The organism is Pseudomonas mendocina, from assembly GCF_900636545.1.
In the GTDB taxonomy this organism is placed as follows: Bacteria; Pseudomonadota; Gammaproteobacteria; order Pseudomonadales; family Pseudomonadaceae; genus Aquipseudomonas; species Aquipseudomonas mendocina.
Window position 1 is genome coordinate 2,666,847 of the sequence record NZ_LR134290.1, and the last position, 17,204, is coordinate 2,684,050.

Annotated in this window: 14 protein-coding genes; 8 read left to right on the top strand and 6 right to left on the bottom strand. The window is 63.3% G+C overall.

The annotated features are described in order from the left end of the window. Window positions 1-2: 2 nt before the first annotated feature. A complete protein-coding gene (locus EL191_RS12305) occupies window positions 3-1,412 on the top strand; it encodes a Y-family DNA polymerase (RefSeq protein WP_041979120.1) in 1,410 nt (469 codons plus the stop codon). Continuing rightward, the gene (locus tag EL191_RS12310; protein ID WP_041979117.1) at window positions 1,409-4,477 is read left to right on the top strand and encodes an error-prone DNA polymerase; all 3,069 of its coding nucleotides are present in this window, start codon (window positions 1,409-1,411) and stop codon (window positions 4,475-4,477) included. Before EL191_RS12305 ends, EL191_RS12310 begins: the two co-directional genes overlap by 4 nt. Before the next feature lie 59 nt (window positions 4,478-4,536). Here EL191_RS12310 and EL191_RS24410 read toward each other — a convergent pair whose 3' ends face one another. Next, window positions 4,537-4,698 (bottom strand): hypothetical protein, encoded by a 162-nt coding sequence (locus EL191_RS24410; RefSeq protein ID WP_155294770.1) that lies wholly within the window; start codon window positions 4,696-4,698, stop codon window positions 4,537-4,539. Window positions 4,699-4,816: 118 nt separating this feature from the next. On the opposite strand from EL191_RS24410, the gene EL191_RS12315 reads away from it, so the two are divergent. Next, window positions 4,817-6,070 (top strand): OprD family porin, encoded by a 1,254-nt coding sequence (locus tag EL191_RS12315; RefSeq protein ID WP_013715629.1) that lies wholly within the window; start codon window positions 4,817-4,819, stop codon window positions 6,068-6,070. Window positions 6,071-6,106: 36 nt separating this feature from the next. Here the strand turns inward: EL191_RS12315 and pdxR are convergent, their stop codons facing one another. Continuing rightward, a complete protein-coding gene (gene pdxR, locus EL191_RS12320; RefSeq protein ID WP_041979115.1) occupies window positions 6,107-7,606 on the bottom strand; it encodes a MocR-like pyridoxine biosynthesis transcription factor PdxR in 1,500 nt (499 codons plus the stop codon). A gap of 121 nt (window positions 7,607-7,727) precedes the next feature. Between pdxR and EL191_RS12325 the strand changes: the two genes are divergently transcribed. Continuing rightward, entirely contained in the window at window positions 7,728-8,933 is a 1,206-nt protein-coding gene (locus tag EL191_RS12325; protein ID WP_041979113.1) for an NAD(P)/FAD-dependent oxidoreductase, read from the top strand. Between the two features lie 45 nt (window positions 8,934-8,978). Here the strand turns inward: EL191_RS12325 and EL191_RS12330 are convergent, their stop codons facing one another. The 4 genes from EL191_RS12330 to EL191_RS12345 all read right to left on the bottom strand — a co-directional run bounded on the left by EL191_RS12330 (window position 8,979) and on the right by EL191_RS12345 (window position 12,680). Next, the gene (locus EL191_RS12330) at window positions 8,979-9,842 is read right to left on the bottom strand and encodes a helix-turn-helix transcriptional regulator (protein ID WP_013715632.1); all 864 of its coding nucleotides are present in this window, start codon (window positions 9,840-9,842) and stop codon (window positions 8,979-8,981) included. Between the two features lie 197 nt (window positions 9,843-10,039). Further along, window positions 10,040-10,543: a hypothetical protein gene (locus EL191_RS12335; RefSeq protein ID WP_013715633.1), complete on the bottom strand. Its 504-nt coding sequence runs from the start codon at window positions 10,541-10,543 to the stop codon at window positions 10,040-10,042. Between the two features lie 165 nt (window positions 10,544-10,708). Beyond that, entirely contained in the window at window positions 10,709-11,599 is an 891-nt protein-coding gene (locus EL191_RS12340) for a chemotaxis protein CheV (RefSeq protein ID WP_013715634.1), read from the bottom strand. Window positions 11,600-11,657: 58 nt separating this feature from the next. Beyond that, on the bottom strand, window positions 11,658-12,680 hold the full coding sequence (locus tag EL191_RS12345; RefSeq protein ID WP_041979111.1) for a zinc-dependent alcohol dehydrogenase family protein: 1,023 nt from the start codon (window positions 12,678-12,680) through the stop codon (window positions 11,658-11,660). A 218-nt stretch (window positions 12,681-12,898) separates the two neighbouring features. Here EL191_RS12345 and EL191_RS12350 point away from each other — a divergent pair, with 218 nt between their 5' ends. The 4 genes from EL191_RS12350 to mexE all read left to right on the top strand — a co-directional run bounded on the left by EL191_RS12350 (window position 12,899) and on the right by mexE (window position 17,197). After that, window positions 12,899-13,813 carry a LysR family transcriptional regulator gene (locus EL191_RS12350; protein WP_013715637.1) on the top strand — a complete coding sequence of 305 codons (915 nt, stop codon included), beginning with the start codon at window positions 12,899-12,901 and terminating at the stop codon, window positions 13,811-13,813. 70 nt (window positions 13,814-13,883) lie between these two features. Continuing rightward, on the top strand, window positions 13,884-14,648 hold the full coding sequence (locus tag EL191_RS12355) for an AraC family transcriptional regulator (RefSeq protein WP_041979108.1): 765 nt from the start codon (window positions 13,884-13,886) through the stop codon (window positions 14,646-14,648). A 161-nt stretch (window positions 14,649-14,809) separates the two neighbouring features. Then, a complete protein-coding gene (gene yddG / locus EL191_RS12360; RefSeq protein ID WP_041979106.1) occupies window positions 14,810-15,718 on the top strand; it encodes an aromatic amino acid exporter YddG in 909 nt (302 codons plus the stop codon). Between the two features lie 240 nt (window positions 15,719-15,958). Then, window positions 15,959-17,197 carry a multidrug efflux RND transporter periplasmic adaptor subunit MexE gene (gene mexE / locus EL191_RS12365; protein ID WP_017360947.1) on the top strand — a complete coding sequence of 413 codons (1,239 nt, stop codon included), beginning with the start codon at window positions 15,959-15,961 and terminating at the stop codon, window positions 17,195-17,197. Window positions 17,198-17,204: the final 7 nt, after the last annotated feature.

Here is a 17,204-nt window from a genome sequence, read left to right on the forward strand (position 1 = left end):
CCATGCTCTGGGCTTGCATCCTGCTGCCGCAACTGGCCATGGACGGCGTGCAGCGTAACCGCGCCAATCCCGACGAGCCATTGGCGCTGCTCACCGGTTCGCCGCAGCGGCGCGTTCTGCAGGCGGTCAATCCGGCGGCCCGCGCCCTGGGGTTGAAGCCCGGCCAGTCACTGACGGCGGCGCAGGCGCTGACACGCGGTTTCGCTACGGCGGAGTACGACCTTGCGGCCATCGAGCGTTGGCAGCAGTTTCTCGCCGCCTGGGCCTATGGCTTCAGCGCGCAGGTCAGCCTGCATTACCCGCGCTGCCTGCTGCTAGAGGTGCAATCGAGCCTGGGACTATTCGGCCCCTGGCCGCGCTTCGAAGCACGCCTGCGCGCCGAGCTGTCGGCGCTGGCCTTCCAGCACCGCATTGCGGTCGCGCCGAACCCGGCCGCTGCGCGGGTGCTGGTCAATATCGGTGATGGCCTGATGGCAGGCGATGGGCAGACGCTCAGACAGATGCTCGATCCCTTGCCCGTGGATCGGCTCGGGCTTGGCGCTACGGTAACCACAGCCTGCAACCGCATGGGCCTCAGGCAGTTGCGCCAGTTATTGGCTCTACCGCGTGACAGCCTGGCCAGGCGTTTTCCCGCCGAGGTGCTGCGCCATCTCGATACCCTGCTTGGCCAGCGGCCACTGGCGCTGGATTTCTATACCCCCGCTGATGTGTTCGATGCCCGTATCGAGCTGAATTTCGAGGTGGAATCCCATCAGGCGCTGCTGTTCCCGCTACGCCGGCTGACAGCCGACCTGGCCGCCTACCTGGCCGGGCGTGACAGTGGTGTGCAGCGTTTCGCCCTGCACCTGGAACACCGCGTGGGTGCCGATACGCAGATACAGGTGGGCCTGCTCAGCGCAGAGCGTGATCCCGGCATGCTGTTCGAGCTGACGCGCGGACGCCTGGAGCATCAGCAGCTACCAGCGCCGGTGCTGGCCGTGCGCTTGGTGGCGCGGGAACTACCGGCCTTCGCGCCGCAGCATCAGCAGTTGTTCGACGAGCGACCACAACAGAACCAGCCCTGGGAGCAACTACGCGAGCGATTGCGTGCGCGCCTCGGTGATGACGCCCTGCATGGCCTCGGTGCCAGAGCCGACCACCGCCCCGAACGTGCTTGGGCCAATGAGGCAACCCGCCCCGTGCTACCACCCAGCGGTCCTCGGCCCGGCTGGCTGCTGAAAGAACCGCAGCCGCTGCACGAGGCCTCGCTACGCATTCTCGCCGGCCCCGAACGCATCGAATCCGGCTGGTGGGATGGCGAGGATGTACGCCGCGACTATTACGTGGTGCAGACCCGTGCCGGCCAGCGCGGCTGGGCGTATCGCCCAGTCGGCAGTGAGGGCCCATTGCTGCTGCACGGGTGGTTCGCATGAGCGATTACGCCGAACTCCATTGCCTGTCGAATTTCACTTTCCAGCGCGGCGCATCCAGCGCCCAGGAGCTGTTCGAGCGTGCGGCTCGGCTGGGTTACCACGCCCTGGCGATCACCGATGAATGCACCCTGGCCGGCATCGTGCGCGCGTGGGAGGCCTCGAAAAAAACCGGGGTAAAGCTGATCGTGGGCAGCGAAGTGCAGATCGAGAAAGGCCCGAAGCTGGTGCTGCTGGCCGAGAGCCTGGTGGGCTATCAGGCGCTATGCGGCCTGATCACCCGGGCGCGACGCAGGGCGGCAAAGGGCACCTATCGGCTGTTGCACGAGGATTTCGTGGTACCGCTCGATGGTCTTTTGGCCATCTGGCTCAGCGAAGATGACACCACTGCCCTGCCCTGGCTGCGCTCGATATTCTCCGAGCGCCTGTGGCTGGGCGTCGAGTTGCACCGCGGCGCGGACGATGCCGAGCGCCTGCAGCATCTGCTCGACCTGGCCAAGCAGCACGCTTTGCCTGCCGTGGCCTGTGGCGACGTGCACATGCATGCCCGTGGCCGCCGCGCCCTGCAGGATTGCATGACCGCCATCCGTCATCATCTGCCGGTGGCCGAGGCCGGCGCCCATCTGTTCGCCAATGGCGAACGGCATCTGCGCCGGCCTGAAGAGCTGGCCGAGCTGTATCCGCCGCAGTTGCTCGCGCAAACGCTGCGCATCGCCGAGCGCTGCAGCTTCCACCTCAAACAATTGGAATACCACTACCCGCACGAACTGGTGCCGGCAGGTCATGACCCCACCTCCTGGCTGCGCGTTCTGGTGGAGCGTGGCGCTGCCGAACGCTGGGGCAAGAGTGTGCCGGCCACCGCTCGCGCGCAGATCGAGCATGAGCTGGCGCTGATCGCCGAGCTGGAATACGAAAGCTACTTTCTGACCGTGCATGACATCGTCCGCTTCGCCCGCGAGCAGCACATTCTCTGCCAGGGCCGGGGTTCGGCGGCCAACTCCAGCGTCTGCTTCGCGCTCGGCATCACCGAGCTGGACCCCACCGAGAGCCGGCTGTTGTTCGAGCGTTTTCTCTCCCGCGAGCGCAACGAGCCACCGGATATCGACGTCGATTTCGAGCATGAGCGCCGTGAAGAGGTCATCCAGTACGTATTTCGCCGCTACGGGCGAACGCGTGCGGCGCTCACGGCCGTGGTCAACACCTACCACGGCGCCGGGGCGATACGCGACGTCGCCAAGGCCCTTGGCTTGCCGCCGGATCAGGTCAATGCCCTGGCTGACTGCTGTGGCCGCTGGAGCAGCGGCCCACCAACACCGGAACGCCTGCTTGAAGCGGGCTTCGATCCGCAGAATCCGCTGCTCAGGCGCGTGCTGATCCTGACCGGCGAGCTGATCGGCTTCCCCCGGCACCTGTCGCAACACCCGGGCGGTTTCGTCATTTCCGAGCACGCGCTGGACACCCTGGTGCCGGTGGAGAATGCGACCATGACCGAGCGCACCGTGATCCAGTGGGACAAGGACGATCTCGACAGGGTCGGCCTGCTCAAGGTCGACGTGCTGGCCCTGGGCATGCTCAGCGCCCTGCGCCGTTGTTTCGGCCTGATCGAGCGCTACCGCGGTACGCAATGGACGCTGGCCACCCTGCCCAAGGAGGACCCGGCCACCTACGCCATGATCAGCCGCGCCGACACCATCGGCGCGTTCCAGATCGAATCCCGCGCGCAGATGGCGATGCTGCCGCGCCTGCGCCCGAATACCTTCTACGACCTGGTGATCCAGGTGGCCATCGTCCGCCCGGGGCCGATCCAGGGCGACATGGTGCATCCCTATCTGCGTCGGCGGAACGAAGAGGAAGCTATCGACTACCCCTCCGATGAACTCAAGCCGGTCTTCGAGCGCACCCTCGGCGTGCCGCTGTTTCAGGAACAGGTGATGGAACTGGCCATCGTCGCCGCCGAGTACACCCCAGGCGAAGCGGATGAGCTGCGCCGCAGCATGGCCGCCTGGAAACGCCATGGAGGTCTCGAACCGCATCGTCAGCGGCTCACCTCGCGCATGCAGGAAAAGGGTTACACGCAGGAATTTACCGAGCGGATCTTCCGCCAGATCGAGGGCTTCGGCAGCTACGGCTTCCCCGAGTCGCATGCCGCCAGCTTCGCCCTGCTCGCCTACGCCAGTTGCTGGCTGAAGTGTCACGAGCCCGCGGCCTACGCCTGCGCCCTGGTCAACAGTTGGCCGATGGGTTTCTACAGCCCCGACCAGGTGCTGCAGGACGCGCGGCGGCATGACGTCGAGGTGCGCCCCGTGGACGTACGCTACAGCGACTGGGACTGCAGCCTGGAGCCCAATGAACATGGCGAGCCGGCCATCCGCATGGGGCTGAGGATGATCCGCGGCATGCGTGAAGACGACGCGCGCCGTATCGAACAGGCGCGCCAGTCAGGTTCATTCCGTGATGTCGAAGACCTCAGCGTGCGGGCACGCCTGGATGCTTCGGCGCGCGAGCGACTGGCCGATGCCGGCGCGCTTGCCGGTCTGGCTGGTCATCGTCATCAGGCGCGCTGGGCCGTGGCGGGCGTAGAGGAGCAACTGCCGCTGTTCGCCGGCGTGTCTGCGCCGAACGAAGCCAGCCTGAGCCTGCCGGCACCCTCGCAAGGGGAAGATCTGCTGACCGACTATGCCACGCTCGGCACCACCCTCGGCCCGCATCCACTGGCCCTGCTGCGCCAGGTGCTACGCGCGCGGCGCTGCCGGAGTTCGCATGAACTGCAGGCGGTCGAACATGGCCGGCCAGTCAGCGTTGCCGGCCTGGTGATCGGCCGGCAAAGGCCACAAACCGCCAGTGGGGTCATTTTCGTCACACTCGAAGATGAGTTCGGCCTGGTCAACGTCGTCGTCTGGCATGATCTGGCCGAGCGCCAGCGGCGGGTGCTGGTGCAGTCGCAGCTGCTGCGCATCGACGGTCATCTGGAGACGGAAGATGGCGTGCGCCATGTGATCGCAGGGCGTCTGACGGATATGACGGAGCTACTGACCGGGTTGGACATACGCAGCCGCGACTTTCATTGAATCACTCGTCTGGCCAGCACTCACCGCAGGCCAAGAAGATGAAAAAAGGCCGCACTGGATCACCAGGCGGCCACAAGTCGTCTTAACCAAAGGAGATGAAGTGGAGCCAAGGCGACGGCTTTCGGGAGTGAAGCAAAACCGCCGCCCCTGGAATCTTCATCGGTGTGAAGCCTATCGTCGATCGACTGCAACAGCGCATCGAAGTCATTGATAGTGATCATCAATCAGCTCGAATAGTGCATCGACAGACGGGGTGATAACTCTAAGCGCGCCCTCTGGGCCGGGCCTTACCTCGCTGTGAGGCGCGTTTAGAACAGCACACCAACACCGGGAGCACCCATGCACAAGAAGCACTGTCTCGCGCTGGCTTGCAGCCTCGCGCTGGGCGGGCAGTTGGCGCACGCCAGCAGCCAGTCCGAAGCCAAGGGTTTCATCGAAGACGCCAACCTCGATCTGTTGCTGCGCAACGCCTACTTTAACCGTGATTACAAGGACAACACCAACGACGCCAAGAGCTGGGGCCAGGGCTTCATCGCCACCTTCGAGTCCGGCTTCACCCAGGGCACGGTCGGTTTCGGTGTCGACGCCTTTGGCCTGCTCGGGATCAAGCTCGACAGCGGCCGCGGCCGCAACTATCGCGCATTCTTCGACACCGACAGCGAAGGTCGCCCAGTGGATGATCTGTCCCAGGCCGGTGGTGCGGTGAAGCTGCGCGTCTCCAATACCGTGATCAAGTACGGCAACCAGTTCCCCTCCCTGCCGGTTCTGGCCCATGACGACAGCCGCCTGCTGCCGCAGTCCTTCACCGGTACGCTGGTGACCAGCAACGAGATCGAGGGACTGGAACTGAATGCAGGACGCTTCACCGCCGACAGCCCGATGGGCGACTCGGCGCGCGACCCCAATCGTCTCAAGAGCATCGACGTGCTCGGCGGCAGCTACGCCGTCAGTGATGACCTGAGCCTGGCGGTCTATCACGCCGACCTCGAGGACATGTACAAACGCTACTACGCCAACGCCAATTACAACCTGGCTCTGGCGGCGGATCAGGCGTTGAACTTCGACTTCAACATCTACCGCACCAAGTATGACACCGGCTCGGTAGCCGCAATCGATCTTGGCGGCGATGGCCAGGGTGATCGCAACACCATCTGGAGCCTGGCAGCCAAGTACAGCATCGGTGCCCATGCCTTCATCGTCGCTCATCAGCGCAACAGTGGCGATGCCGGCTTCGCCTATGACTACGGCGATGGTGGCGCCAGCATCTACCTGGCCAACTCCTACTACTCGGACTTCAACCTGAAGGACGAGCGTTCCTGGCAGGCCAGCTACGAGCTTGATTTCGCCGAGTACGGCGTGCCGGGCCTGCGCTACAAGTTCGCCTACGTCCGTGGTGACAACATCGATACCGGCACTGACAACAACGGCACCGAACGCGAGATCTTCAACCAGATCGGCTACACCATCCAAAGTGGTGCAGCCAAGGATCTGCACCTGCGTCTGCGCAACTCCATCTACCGCTCCAGCACCGACGTAGGGCCGGATCTCAACGAGATTCGCGCATTCGTCGAATACCCACTGAGCATCCTCTGATGGTCGCTGCCCCGGCTTGGCCGGGGCTGTTCTCGCTCAGTTGCGCAAGGCCCGGGCGACAGCCTGGGCCGCCTCTTCGATTGCCTGCTCCTCATAAGGCGCGAAGCCCATCACCAGCCCTGGCGCCCTGGTATTGACGCAGTAACTCGCCAGCGGCAGCACGTCGACGCCCGCTGCCTGAAAACGTGCGAACGCATCCTGCTCGTTCTCGACTTGCAAGCGGCAGGCGATGTCCATACCCGCGCGGATTTCCGGTACCTCGATCAATCCCTGCCAATGCTTGTGCGCCGCCTCGGCGAAGGCATCGGCGCGCGCTGCGTAGATCTTGCGCATACGCCGCACATGACGGTCGAAATGCCCTTCATGGATGAAGTCGGCCAACACGGCCTGGGCCAGGCTGTTGGCATGCCGCGACATCAGCGCAGCGGCACGGGTGAAACACTCGATCAGATGCTCAGGCACCACCAGATAGGCCAGGCGAATCGAGGGAAACAGCAGCTTGCTGAAGGTGCCGGCGAGGATGACCGACTGCTCGGCGCCCGGCATCGAACGCAGCGCCGGAATCGGCTTGGCGATAAAGCGGTATTCGCTGTCGTAGTCATCCTCGAAGATGTAACTACCCTGCTCCGCCGCCCAGCGCAGCAGCGCCAGACGCCGAGCTGGCGATAGCTCGCCACCCAGCGGCGCCTGACGCGACGGTGTGACATATGCCAGTCGAGCGCCTGGCGCCAGGCGTAGCCCTTCGTCCACCTTGAGGCCGCAGCGATCCACCGGCACATCCACACGGCTCACGCCGGAAATGTCCATCAGCTGCCGGGCACCTGGGTAGCCAGGGTCCTCCATCCAGACCTGCGAATCACCTGGCGCCAGCAAACGCAGGCAGATATCCAGGCCCTGCTGCACGCTGCCGAGTACCAGGATGCGCTGCGGTGAGACCTGTACGCCGCGGGCGATGGCGAGGTAGCCGGCGATGGCCTCGCGCAGCGCGTGCAAGCCTGCCGGGTCGCCATCGAGCAGCATCGACAGACGTGAACTGCGCAGCTGTTGCGTGTGCAGCTTGCGCCACAGGTCAATGGGAAAGGCGTTGATATCACCCCGGTGCGGAAAGAACGGACGCAGGCCGGAAGGCGAAGTGCGACGCGAGAAGATCGGCTCGATCTCGGCCAGCTTGTTCAGCCATGGCGTCTGTGGGGCAACACGCTCTTCCTCGTTCTTGGCCACCACTTTGCGGCGTACATAGCCGGCATTGAGCGTCGGATCCGGCAGCACCTCGCTGACGCGTGTACCGCTGCCAGTCCGCGCCTGCAGATAGCCCTCGGAGAGCAGTTGCTGATAAGCCGCCTGTACCGTTCCGCGCGCGAGACCATAGTGCTCGGCCATGGCACGGGTGCTGGGCAGCTTGCTGCCAGCCGGCAGACGCCCGCCCAGAATGGCGCCGCGCAACGACTCATACAGCCAACTCTGCAGGCTGACCCCGTTTTCCGGGGTTCCCAGCGGCAGGAACAGCACTTGCGGGGCGGCTTTCTCGAGCGGCATATCGCCTCCAAAGTGGACCATTTATTTATGTAGATATTGGATCAATACCTTGATCCAAGCTAGCGGCAAAATTCGCTCCGTAGTCAGCCAAACACCTCCCCTCATTACGGACCATAACGACATGAAACAGCAAATCCTGATCATCGGCGCCGGCTTCGGTGGCATGTGGAGCGCATTGAGCGCGATTCGTCTTCTGGACCAGCATCAGCGTCTCGACATCGCCGTTACCCTCCTCGCCCCCCAAGCCGAGCTGCGCGTGCGCCCACGCTTCTATGAAACAGACCTGACGACCACGGTGGCTCCGCTCGGTCCGCTGTTCGATGCGGTCGGCGTGCAGTTCGTGCAGGGCTGCGCCACCCGTATCGATGCGCAGAACAGGCAGGTGTTCTACCGCAGCGTCAGTGGCGAGCAGTCGACACTGGCTTATGACCGGCTGATCCTTGCTTCGGGCAGTCAGGTTGCCCGCCCACCGCTGGCCGGCATCGACCGTTTCGCCTTCGATGTCGACAGCCTGGAGTCCGCGCAAAAGCTCGAGGCTCACCTGCAAGGCCTGCGTCATCGCCCAAGCAGCCAGGCGCGCAATACCGTCGTGGTGGTGGGAGGTGGCTTCACCGGTATCGAAACGGCCACGGAAATGCCAGCACGTCTGCGCGCCATCCTCGGTAGCCAGGCGGATATTCGCGTCATAATCGTCGACATGGGCAAACAGGTCGGCAGCGTCATGGGCGAGCAGATCGCCACGGTGATCGCCGAGGCCAGCGATACGCTCGGGGTAACCTGGAAACTTGGCAGCCCGGTGTCGATGGTCGATGAACAAGGCGTGCAGCTCGACAATGGCGAACGTATCGAGGCCAGCACCGTGGTCTGGACCGTGGGTGTAAAGGCTTCTCCGCTCACCCAGCAGATCGACGGCGAACGCGATGCCTTTGGCCGCCTGCACGTGGATCGCAACCTCAAGGTTCTGGGTCAGGACGCCGTCTACGCCACGGGCGATACGGCATATGCGGCGGTGGATGATCTGGGCAACCACGCGCTGATGACCTGCCAGCATGCCATCGCCCTGGGCCGCTCATCCGGCAACAACGCTGCGGCCGATCTGCTTGGCGTACAGCCGATCCCCTACAGCCAGCCCAAGTACGTCACCTGCCTCGACCTGGGCGCCTGGGGCGCGGTGTTCACCGAAGGCTGGGAGCGTAAAGTGGTACTGACCGGCAAGGAAGGCAAGGAGCTGAAAACGCAGATCAACACGCAGTGGATCTACCCGCCGGAGGCCAAGCGCGACATCGCCCTGGCTGCTGCCGATCCGCTGATCCCGGTTGTCGCCTGAATGATGCCGGGCCCAGGGCGCAAGCCGCCCTGAGCCTGGCCAAGGTCAATCGCGATAGATCTGCACCTGCAGCTTCGCCGGCAGGTCCTGCCCCTCACCGCGCAACCATTCGCCCGGTGGTTGCCCGACTTGCTGGGCGAAGGTTCGCGAGAAGGATGCTTGCGACCCATATCCCACCGCGTCGGCGATCACCTTGATCGGCATCCCCTCGCGCAATAGGTCCTGCGCCACTTTCATGCGCCAGGCCGTGACATAGGCCATCGGCGTCATGCCCATCACCTCGTTGAACAACGCGGCGAACTTGGTACGCGACATCTTCGCCAGCTCCGCCAGACGCTCCACACTCCAGGCCAGTTGAGGTTCCTGGTGAATGCAGATCAGCGCAGGGCCCAGTTGACTGTCCTGCAACGCGTAGAGCAGACCGCTGGTAATACGCCCTTCGTTCACGGCGCGGCGCACCAGCAGTACGAACACGTACTCGAACAGCAGGTTGAGCGCCTTGCTGCGGCCGGGCGCGGGCGTACGGAACTCGTTGACCAGCGAACCGATGACTGGCCCGAGCTGCTCCAGGGCACTCAGTGGAAACACCAAGGTTTCCTCCAGCCCCAGCTCGAACGGCTGCTGACCGTAGCGCCCGAACTGGAACGAGGCGCAGATCAGGTCCGCACCTCCCGGCTCGTGGGCGCGCAGCTTGTAGCAACAACAGCTGGGACAGAACAACACGCTGGGCTGGCTGATCGCGACGCGTGGTTTTTCGGAGTGCACCATATCCAGTGCACCGCGTTCGACCACATGAATGAAAGCCATGCCAGGAGGCTTATCCAGCACCAGGGTACCGTCCACCGGGCCGGCGAATAGCAGTCGCCCTTGCAGGCTCGTGCGCTCGAAGAACTCGGAAAGAACATCCATTTTTTGGGAACGCCTGATAAAGATTTCTACGTTGGGAAATGTCGAATCAGCTGTCCTTCATGGAAGCTGAACTGTCGTCGATTGATAGACAGTCCAAGCCATGAAAATTCCAACTATATTCGGCCCCAACAGAGAATCTTCATGATCCAGATCACAGGTCCCATGGCGCCAAGTTCATCGAGCACGGCCGATGCCGGTCAGATCAGCCCGTAAGAGCGGCCTCTGCCTTCTTCCTGGGCCTGCATTTCCGCGCGGTCCTTCATACGCTGGGCGATCTCCTGCTCGACAGCCTGCTGCTGTTCTGGGGACATGGCTTCGATATCTTCTTCGGTCAGCCCCATTTCCTTGAGGATGCCATAGCGTATCTTCTCCGCCGGCGTCATCGCCATGTAGGCCATGAACTCGGCCAGAGCAGCGTCACCGCTGTCCTCCGCCAGGGGTTTTTCCACGGTTCCCGAACTGACGCCGGTTTCCACCTGACCTTCGGCTGTGGTCTGCAAGGCGACACGCAGGCGGGCAAACCCCTCTTCCGTCGCCTGCCTGGCGCGAAACTCCCGCTCCGACTCGGCGCTCGCCGTGCGCGTGGTCTTTTCGACGTTGCGCGCCATCAGGGCCAGCTCGCCCTGCTCCTCGCTTGGTTTGTTACGAAATCCGCTTAGCGATATGCCGCCGTAACTGCCAATACCTCCAATGGTGCTCATTCCGTGCTCCTTGACTGACTTGCAATTGCAAGGCCCACTGTTTCAAAGCGCGTGCCAGCTCGCAGCACGCGACCAAACCATTGGAATTACTGGGCTTTAGCGGTTCTTACGGAAATGGGAGAGGCAAAACCTTGCCGCCAGGCGGCAAGGTGCGGCCTGGCCGGGTCAGGCTTGCCCACTCATTTGCCGGAAGGCATCGAGCAGGGCCTGGGTGAGATCAACCGAGGAAAACTTGGTCAGTACCGCGTTGGCGCCGACCGAGCGGGCTTTTTCGGTATTCATCGTACTGTCCAGCGAAGTGTGCAGCAGCACATAGGTGCCGGCGATGTCCGGACTGCGACGAATCTCCTGAACCAGGCTGTAGCCATCAAGCTCAGGCATTTCGATATCCGAAACCAGCAGCTCGAACGGCATGCCAGCCTGATGATATTCATGCAGTTGCTGCAAGGCGGCCTGAGCACTGCGTACCGCCGTGCAATCGAAGCCCAGTTGGCGCAGTACATTGAGGGTTTGCTGCAATGCCACTTGCGAGTCATCAACCAGCAGCACGCGACGCCCCTGCAACAGGCGCGCATCCTGCCCTTCAATAAGGCCAACGGGCGCCTCTTCCAGTGCCGGCGCGATATCGTGCAGCACCTTCTCGATATCGAGAACCTGCACGATGGCACCATCGATCTGGGTCACGCCGGTAATGAAGGCGCGATTACCCGAGCCGGCAGGTGGTGGGCGCACATCACGGGTGGAACACTGCACGATGCGCTCGACGTTCTTCACGTGCAGTCCCTGACGCGAGCGGCTCAACTCCGTGACGATCAGGCAACCGTCATCTTCATCGGCCGCACCACGTTCACCGATGGCGCGCGCCAGGTCGATCACCGTCATCGCGGCGCCACGCAAGGTAGCGATGCCGCGTACGTTGGGATGGCGGTTGGGCAGCTTGGTCAACGCCGGACAGGGAATGATCTCATTGACCTTGAGCAGGTTGATCCCCAGCAGACGACCGCTATGCAGACGAAACAACAACAGCGATAGCGCGTCGCCGGTAACCAGACTCATGACCCTTTCCTTAGAACGAACTTAGACCCAAGTTATAGCGACCGCATGGCCACGGACTTTAATCCGTGGCCAGCTTCAGGGCTACCCGCCCACGATTCGGACAGGTTTCCATGTAGCGATGGGCCGCGACGAAGTCCTCGAAGTCGAAGACCTTGTCGATCACCGGCGTGAGCAGCCGGTCGGCGGTCATCTGATTGATGTGTGTAAGCGCACGCTGCACCGCCTCGTTGTTCGGCTCGATGCCCAGCTCCGGGCAACCGGTGAAGTCCAGCACGCAGTGACGGAAGAACTGCAGGTGCTTCTTGAACGCGGCGCAGGCTGGGAAAGCCGTGTCGTTGCCACCGTTGATCCCGTACAGGATCAGCTTGCCACGCGGTGCGGCGATATCGCCGAGCAGCTTCATCTGTGGGCCGGCGCACTGGTCGAGGATCACCTCGACGCCCTTGCCCTCGGTGTAGCGCTCGACTTCCAGAACCAGGTCCTGCTCTTCGGTCGCGATCACCTTGTCGGCGCCCAGGCCGCGCAGGAACTCGCGATCATCCGCAGAACTGGTGGAAACGATGACCTTGGCGCCCAATGCCTTGGCCAGTTGCACGGTCTGCGGCGCCATGCAGTGGCTGGCCTCGGTGATCAGCACGTGCTGGCCGGGCTTGAGGTGCGCGAGATCGTTCAGCGCCAGGTAGCCGAACAGTAGGCTGGTGTAATGAACACTGGCCTCGACCGGGCTGAGGACCTCGGGATAACGGGTCAGGGCGTGGCTGGGCATCAGCACCAGATCACCCCAGGTCGGATAACGATTCGGCGTGCTGGCCGGGAAACCGGCAACGGCGGTGCCGACCTCGAAGTCGCTCACGCCATCGCCCAGCGCCGCCACGGTACCGGCCAGTTCGAAGCCGGTACCAGCCGGAAGCTTGGCCTGTTCGGCTGCCAGGTTCTGCCGCCACAGCACGTCTTTCCAGCCCAGGCCGACGGCCTGAACGCGCACCAGCACCTCACCAGGGCCGGGCACGGGCGTCGGAACCTCTTCGTACTGGAGCACATCGGCATCGCCGAACTTATGAAAACGGATCATGCGGGACATCGCTTACCTCGAGCTTGATCGCGGATTAACACTTCAATGACTGTGGACTCTATCCGCTGTGCGGCGGCGACACTATCAGACTCTATCGATAGTCTTCATGCCTGTCAGTGATTCAGCGTCTTTCAATCCGCTACACACTGCCCGTACTATTGCCCGGGCAAAGGCTCTCATTAGCAACACCGTGCTGACAAGGCCCGTATCCCTCGGATGGTACCCGGATGAACCGCAACGACCTGCGTCGCCTCGATCTCAACCTGTTGATCGTCTTCGAGACCCTGATGCACGAACGCAGTGTAACTCGAGCCGCAGAAAAGCTGTTCCTCGGTCAGCCGGCCATCAGCGCGGCGCTGGCTCGCCTGCGTACCCTGTTCGATGACCCCCTGTTCGTACGCACCGGCCGCAGCATGGAGCCGACACCGCGCGCGCAGGAGATCTTCGCCCTGCTCTCGCCAGCGCTGGACTCGATTTCCACCGCCGTCAGTCGCGCCGCCGACTTCGACCCGGCCACCAGCAAGGCAGTATTTCGCATTGGCCTTTCCGATGATGTCGAGTTCGCCCTGCTGCCTGCCCTGCTGCGTCGCCTGCGCGCCGAAGCGCCCGGCGTGGTGCTGGTGATCCGGCGCACCAACTACCTGATGATGCCCGGGCTGCTGGCTTCCGGGGAAATCTCCGTAGGTGTGGCCTACACCGAGGAGCTGCCGGCCAATGCCAAGCGCAAGGTGCTGCGCCGCAGCAAGGCCAAGCTGCTGCGTGCCGACACCGTCCCTGGCGCGCTGAGCCTGGACGATTACTGCGCGCGCCCCCATGCGCTGGTGTCTTTCGCGGGTGATCTGACCGGTTTCATCGACGATGAGCTGGCCAAGCTCGGCCGCGAACGGCACGTGGTACTGGCCGTACCGCAATTCAACGGCCTGGCCACCCTGCTGGCGGAAACCGATATCGTCGCCAGCGTGCCGGACTACACCGCCGCTGCGCTGACCGCGGCTGGAGGGCTACGTGCCGAGGACTTGCCACTGCAGACGCAGAGCTTCGAACTGCACATGGCCTGGCGCGGCGCCCAGGACAATGATCCTGCCGAGCGCTGGCTGCGCTCGCGCATCCAGATGTTCTGCGGCGATCCGGACAGCCTGTAGCATCATTTTTTGGTTAGACCCGAGCGGCGCATGACACTTGCGCGCTGTATCGACATTCGGAGAGTCACGGATGAACGCGACGGTCCTCCTTCCCTTCTCCCTGGTGATACGTTCCTATTCGGGAGAGGTGGAGCTTCACCAGCACGATTTTCACCAGATCGTCCTGCCTCGTTCCGGTGCGATGGAAATCGAGCTCGACGGACGAGGTGGCAAGGTGGATGCCAGCCAGGGCGTGGTGATCGCCTCTGGCGCCCGGCACACCTTCCAGGCCAACGCCCATAGCACTTTTCTGGTGCTGGACATGCCCGCCCAATGCGACAGCGGCGCACAAACTCTGGTCCCACTGAGCGGCAAGCGCTTCTTCGCACTCAGCCCAGAGATCCGTCATCTGCTCGATTACGCCAACGGCAACAGTGTGCACTTGAGCCAGTCACCGGCACTGACTGCATCGTGGAGCCAGTTGCTGCTGCACTCCTTGGTGCAGCCCGAGGCCAGCCCGCAGGATCCCGGCCAGCTGATCCTCGCCAAGGCGTTGGCCTACATCGAACGGCACCTGCATACACCCTTGAAGAATCGCGATATTGCCCGCCATTCCGGCACCAGTGAACGGCGCTTGTACGCCCTGTTCGAGCGGCACCTGGCCAGAACGCCATTCAGCCATATCGCCAGCCTGCGCCTGAACCTGGCCATCGACCTGCTGCGCCAGACCTCGCTGCCGATCATCGAGATTGCCCATCGCACCGGTTACGCCGACCAAAGCGCGCTGACCCACGCGCTGAAGAAGGCACACGGCCTGACACCCGCATCACTGCGCAAACGCACGCGTGCCCACTGAAGGGCACATGCTCGACCTTTGCTGGCGTCGCCCACTCCAGCGTTTTTCAAGCTGCCCTGAAGCAGCAGTCTCGAACAATTCTCCGGCAGTCACGATCAAGACACCGCGGCATACGCCTTTCTATTCTCTCGGCTTGAGGATTACACGCAGGCGGAACTTGCATGACCACTCCCAACCTCTCCATCGCGCCCCTTGGCACGAGCGCAGGCGCCACGCTGATCGGGGTGATCGCGGTATTCTTGTGGGCCTGCCTGGCGCTGTTGACGACCCTGACAGCCGGCATTCCGTCCTTTCAATTGCTAGCCTCGAGCTTCGCTGTCGCCTTTGTGGCCAGCCTGTGCGTTCTCGGCTTGCGTGGCGCAGGCGAATTCGCCAAGTGGCGCCAGCCCTGGTACGTATGGGCAACCTCCTTCGCGGGCATCTTCGGTTATCACGCCTTGTATTTCTTCGCCCTGAAGACCGCGCCGGCGGCTGAAGCCAGCCTTATCGCCTACCTCTGGCCCTTGCTGATCGTCCTGCTGTCAAGCGTCACCTCCGGCGAGTCACTGCATAAACGCCAACTGCTGGGCGCCTTGCTCGGCCTGGTGGGGACAGCCCTGATCATGTACCGGAGCAGCAGCGAAACAAGAGTGCCGATGCCTGTCTTCGGTTATGCCGCCGCCTTTGCCTGCGCGTGGGTATGGTCGAGCTACTCCGTCGTCAATCGACGCTTCAGCAAGGTTCCAAGCAGCATCATCGGAGGTGTCTGCGGCCTGGTTGCAGTTGCCGGCCTGCTCTGCCATCTGCTTTTCGAGAACACGGTTCATCCTGCAGCCGAGCAATGGGCGGCAATCGTCGCCCTGGGCCTGGGGCCGGTAGGCCTGGCCTTCTTCGCCTGGGATCACGCCACCAAGCACGGCAACCTGGCGATGCTGGGCGCCCTGTCCTACCTGGCCCCCCTGTTCTCCACGGCATTGCTGATCGTGGTGGGGCAAAGCGATGCCAGCCCGATCCTGTTGGTCCCGGCAGTGCTCATCATCCTCGGGGCGGTCATCGCTACCTCGCGTGCACGCAAGACCTCGGACCGATAGCGACGGGCAGACTTGCAGGTGGATCGCTTCGCAGGGCAGCATCAATAACCGCAGATCGGGTTTCCGCTGGTCCCCAGCGCATCAATGGCCAATAGACTCGTCTCCAACCACGCCCCCGATTGATGAATAGCCGCACATAATCATTGACGATGATATTCAAGTTCATGGCGTTCGATTCGTAGCCTTCCAAGACTCGCAGCAGACTCCGCCCATCCACAAATCCGACTGGCGGAGTCACCCATGGAACAGCACCACAAGAACATCTGGATATTCCCCCTGGCCCTCGCTGGTGTCCTTACCCTCAGCGGTTGCGATCAGGCAGCGCAGACCCAGGCACAAATGCCTGCGCCCAAGGTCAGCGTGGCCGAGGTCATCGAGCAACCGGTCAACGAGTGGGATGAGTTCACCGGGCGTCTCGAAGCGCCGCAGTCCGTCGAAATTCGCCCGCGCGTTTCCGGCTACATCGACAAGGTCGCCTTCGACGAGGGCACCCTGGTGAAGAAAGGCGATCTGTTGTTCCAGATCGACCCGCGCCCCTTCCAGGCCGAAGTCAAACGCCTCGAAGCCCAGCTGCAACAGGCTCGTGCCAACCAGGCTCGCGCCGCCAACGAAGCACGTCGTGGCGAGCGCCTGCGCCAGAGCAACGCCATTTCCGCCGAACTCGCCGATGCCCGCGCCAGTGCCGCTACCGAAGCTCAGGCTCAGGTCGCGGCGATTACCGCCGAACTGGAGAATGCGCGCCTGAACCTCGGGTTTACCCGTATCACCGCGCCCATCGATGGCCGCGTCAGCCGCGCCGAGATCACCGAGGGCAACCTGGTGGGTGCCGGTGAAAGCCTGCTGACCTCGGTGGTCTCCACCGACAAGGTCTACGCCTATTTCGACGCCGACGAACGCGCCTTCCTCAAGTACGTGCAATTGGCCCGCGAGTCCGGTGCCGACGCCCGTGGCGCCAGCCCGGTATACCTCGGCCTGTCCGATGAAGCCGGCCACCCGCATCTGGGCCAGCTGGATTTTCTCGACAACCAGGTCAACCCGCGTACCGGCACCATCCGTGGCCGCGCCGTGTTCGACAACCAGGACGGTCGCTTCACCCCGGGCCTGTACGCGCGCCTGAAACTGGTGGGCAGCAAGCCGTACGCCGCCACCCTGATCAAGGACGAAGCGGTCGGCACCGACCTGGGCAAGAAGTACGTGCTGGTGCTCGGCGCAGACAACGCCGTGGCCTACCGCGCCATCGAACTGGGGCCGAAGCTCGAAGGCCTGCGCATCGTCCGTAGTGGCCTGAGCAAGGGCGAGAAAATCGTCGTAAACGGTCTGCAACGTGCCATGCCGGGCGCCACCGTCGACCCGCAGCCGGTGACCATGGCCGATGACAGCACCCTCGAGCAACTGGCTCGTATGCGCCAGGCCGTCGATGGTAGCCAGGCCCCGCGTATCGCCGCCGAAAAAATCGACGCACGCGCGCCGCGCGGCTGATCCAGCC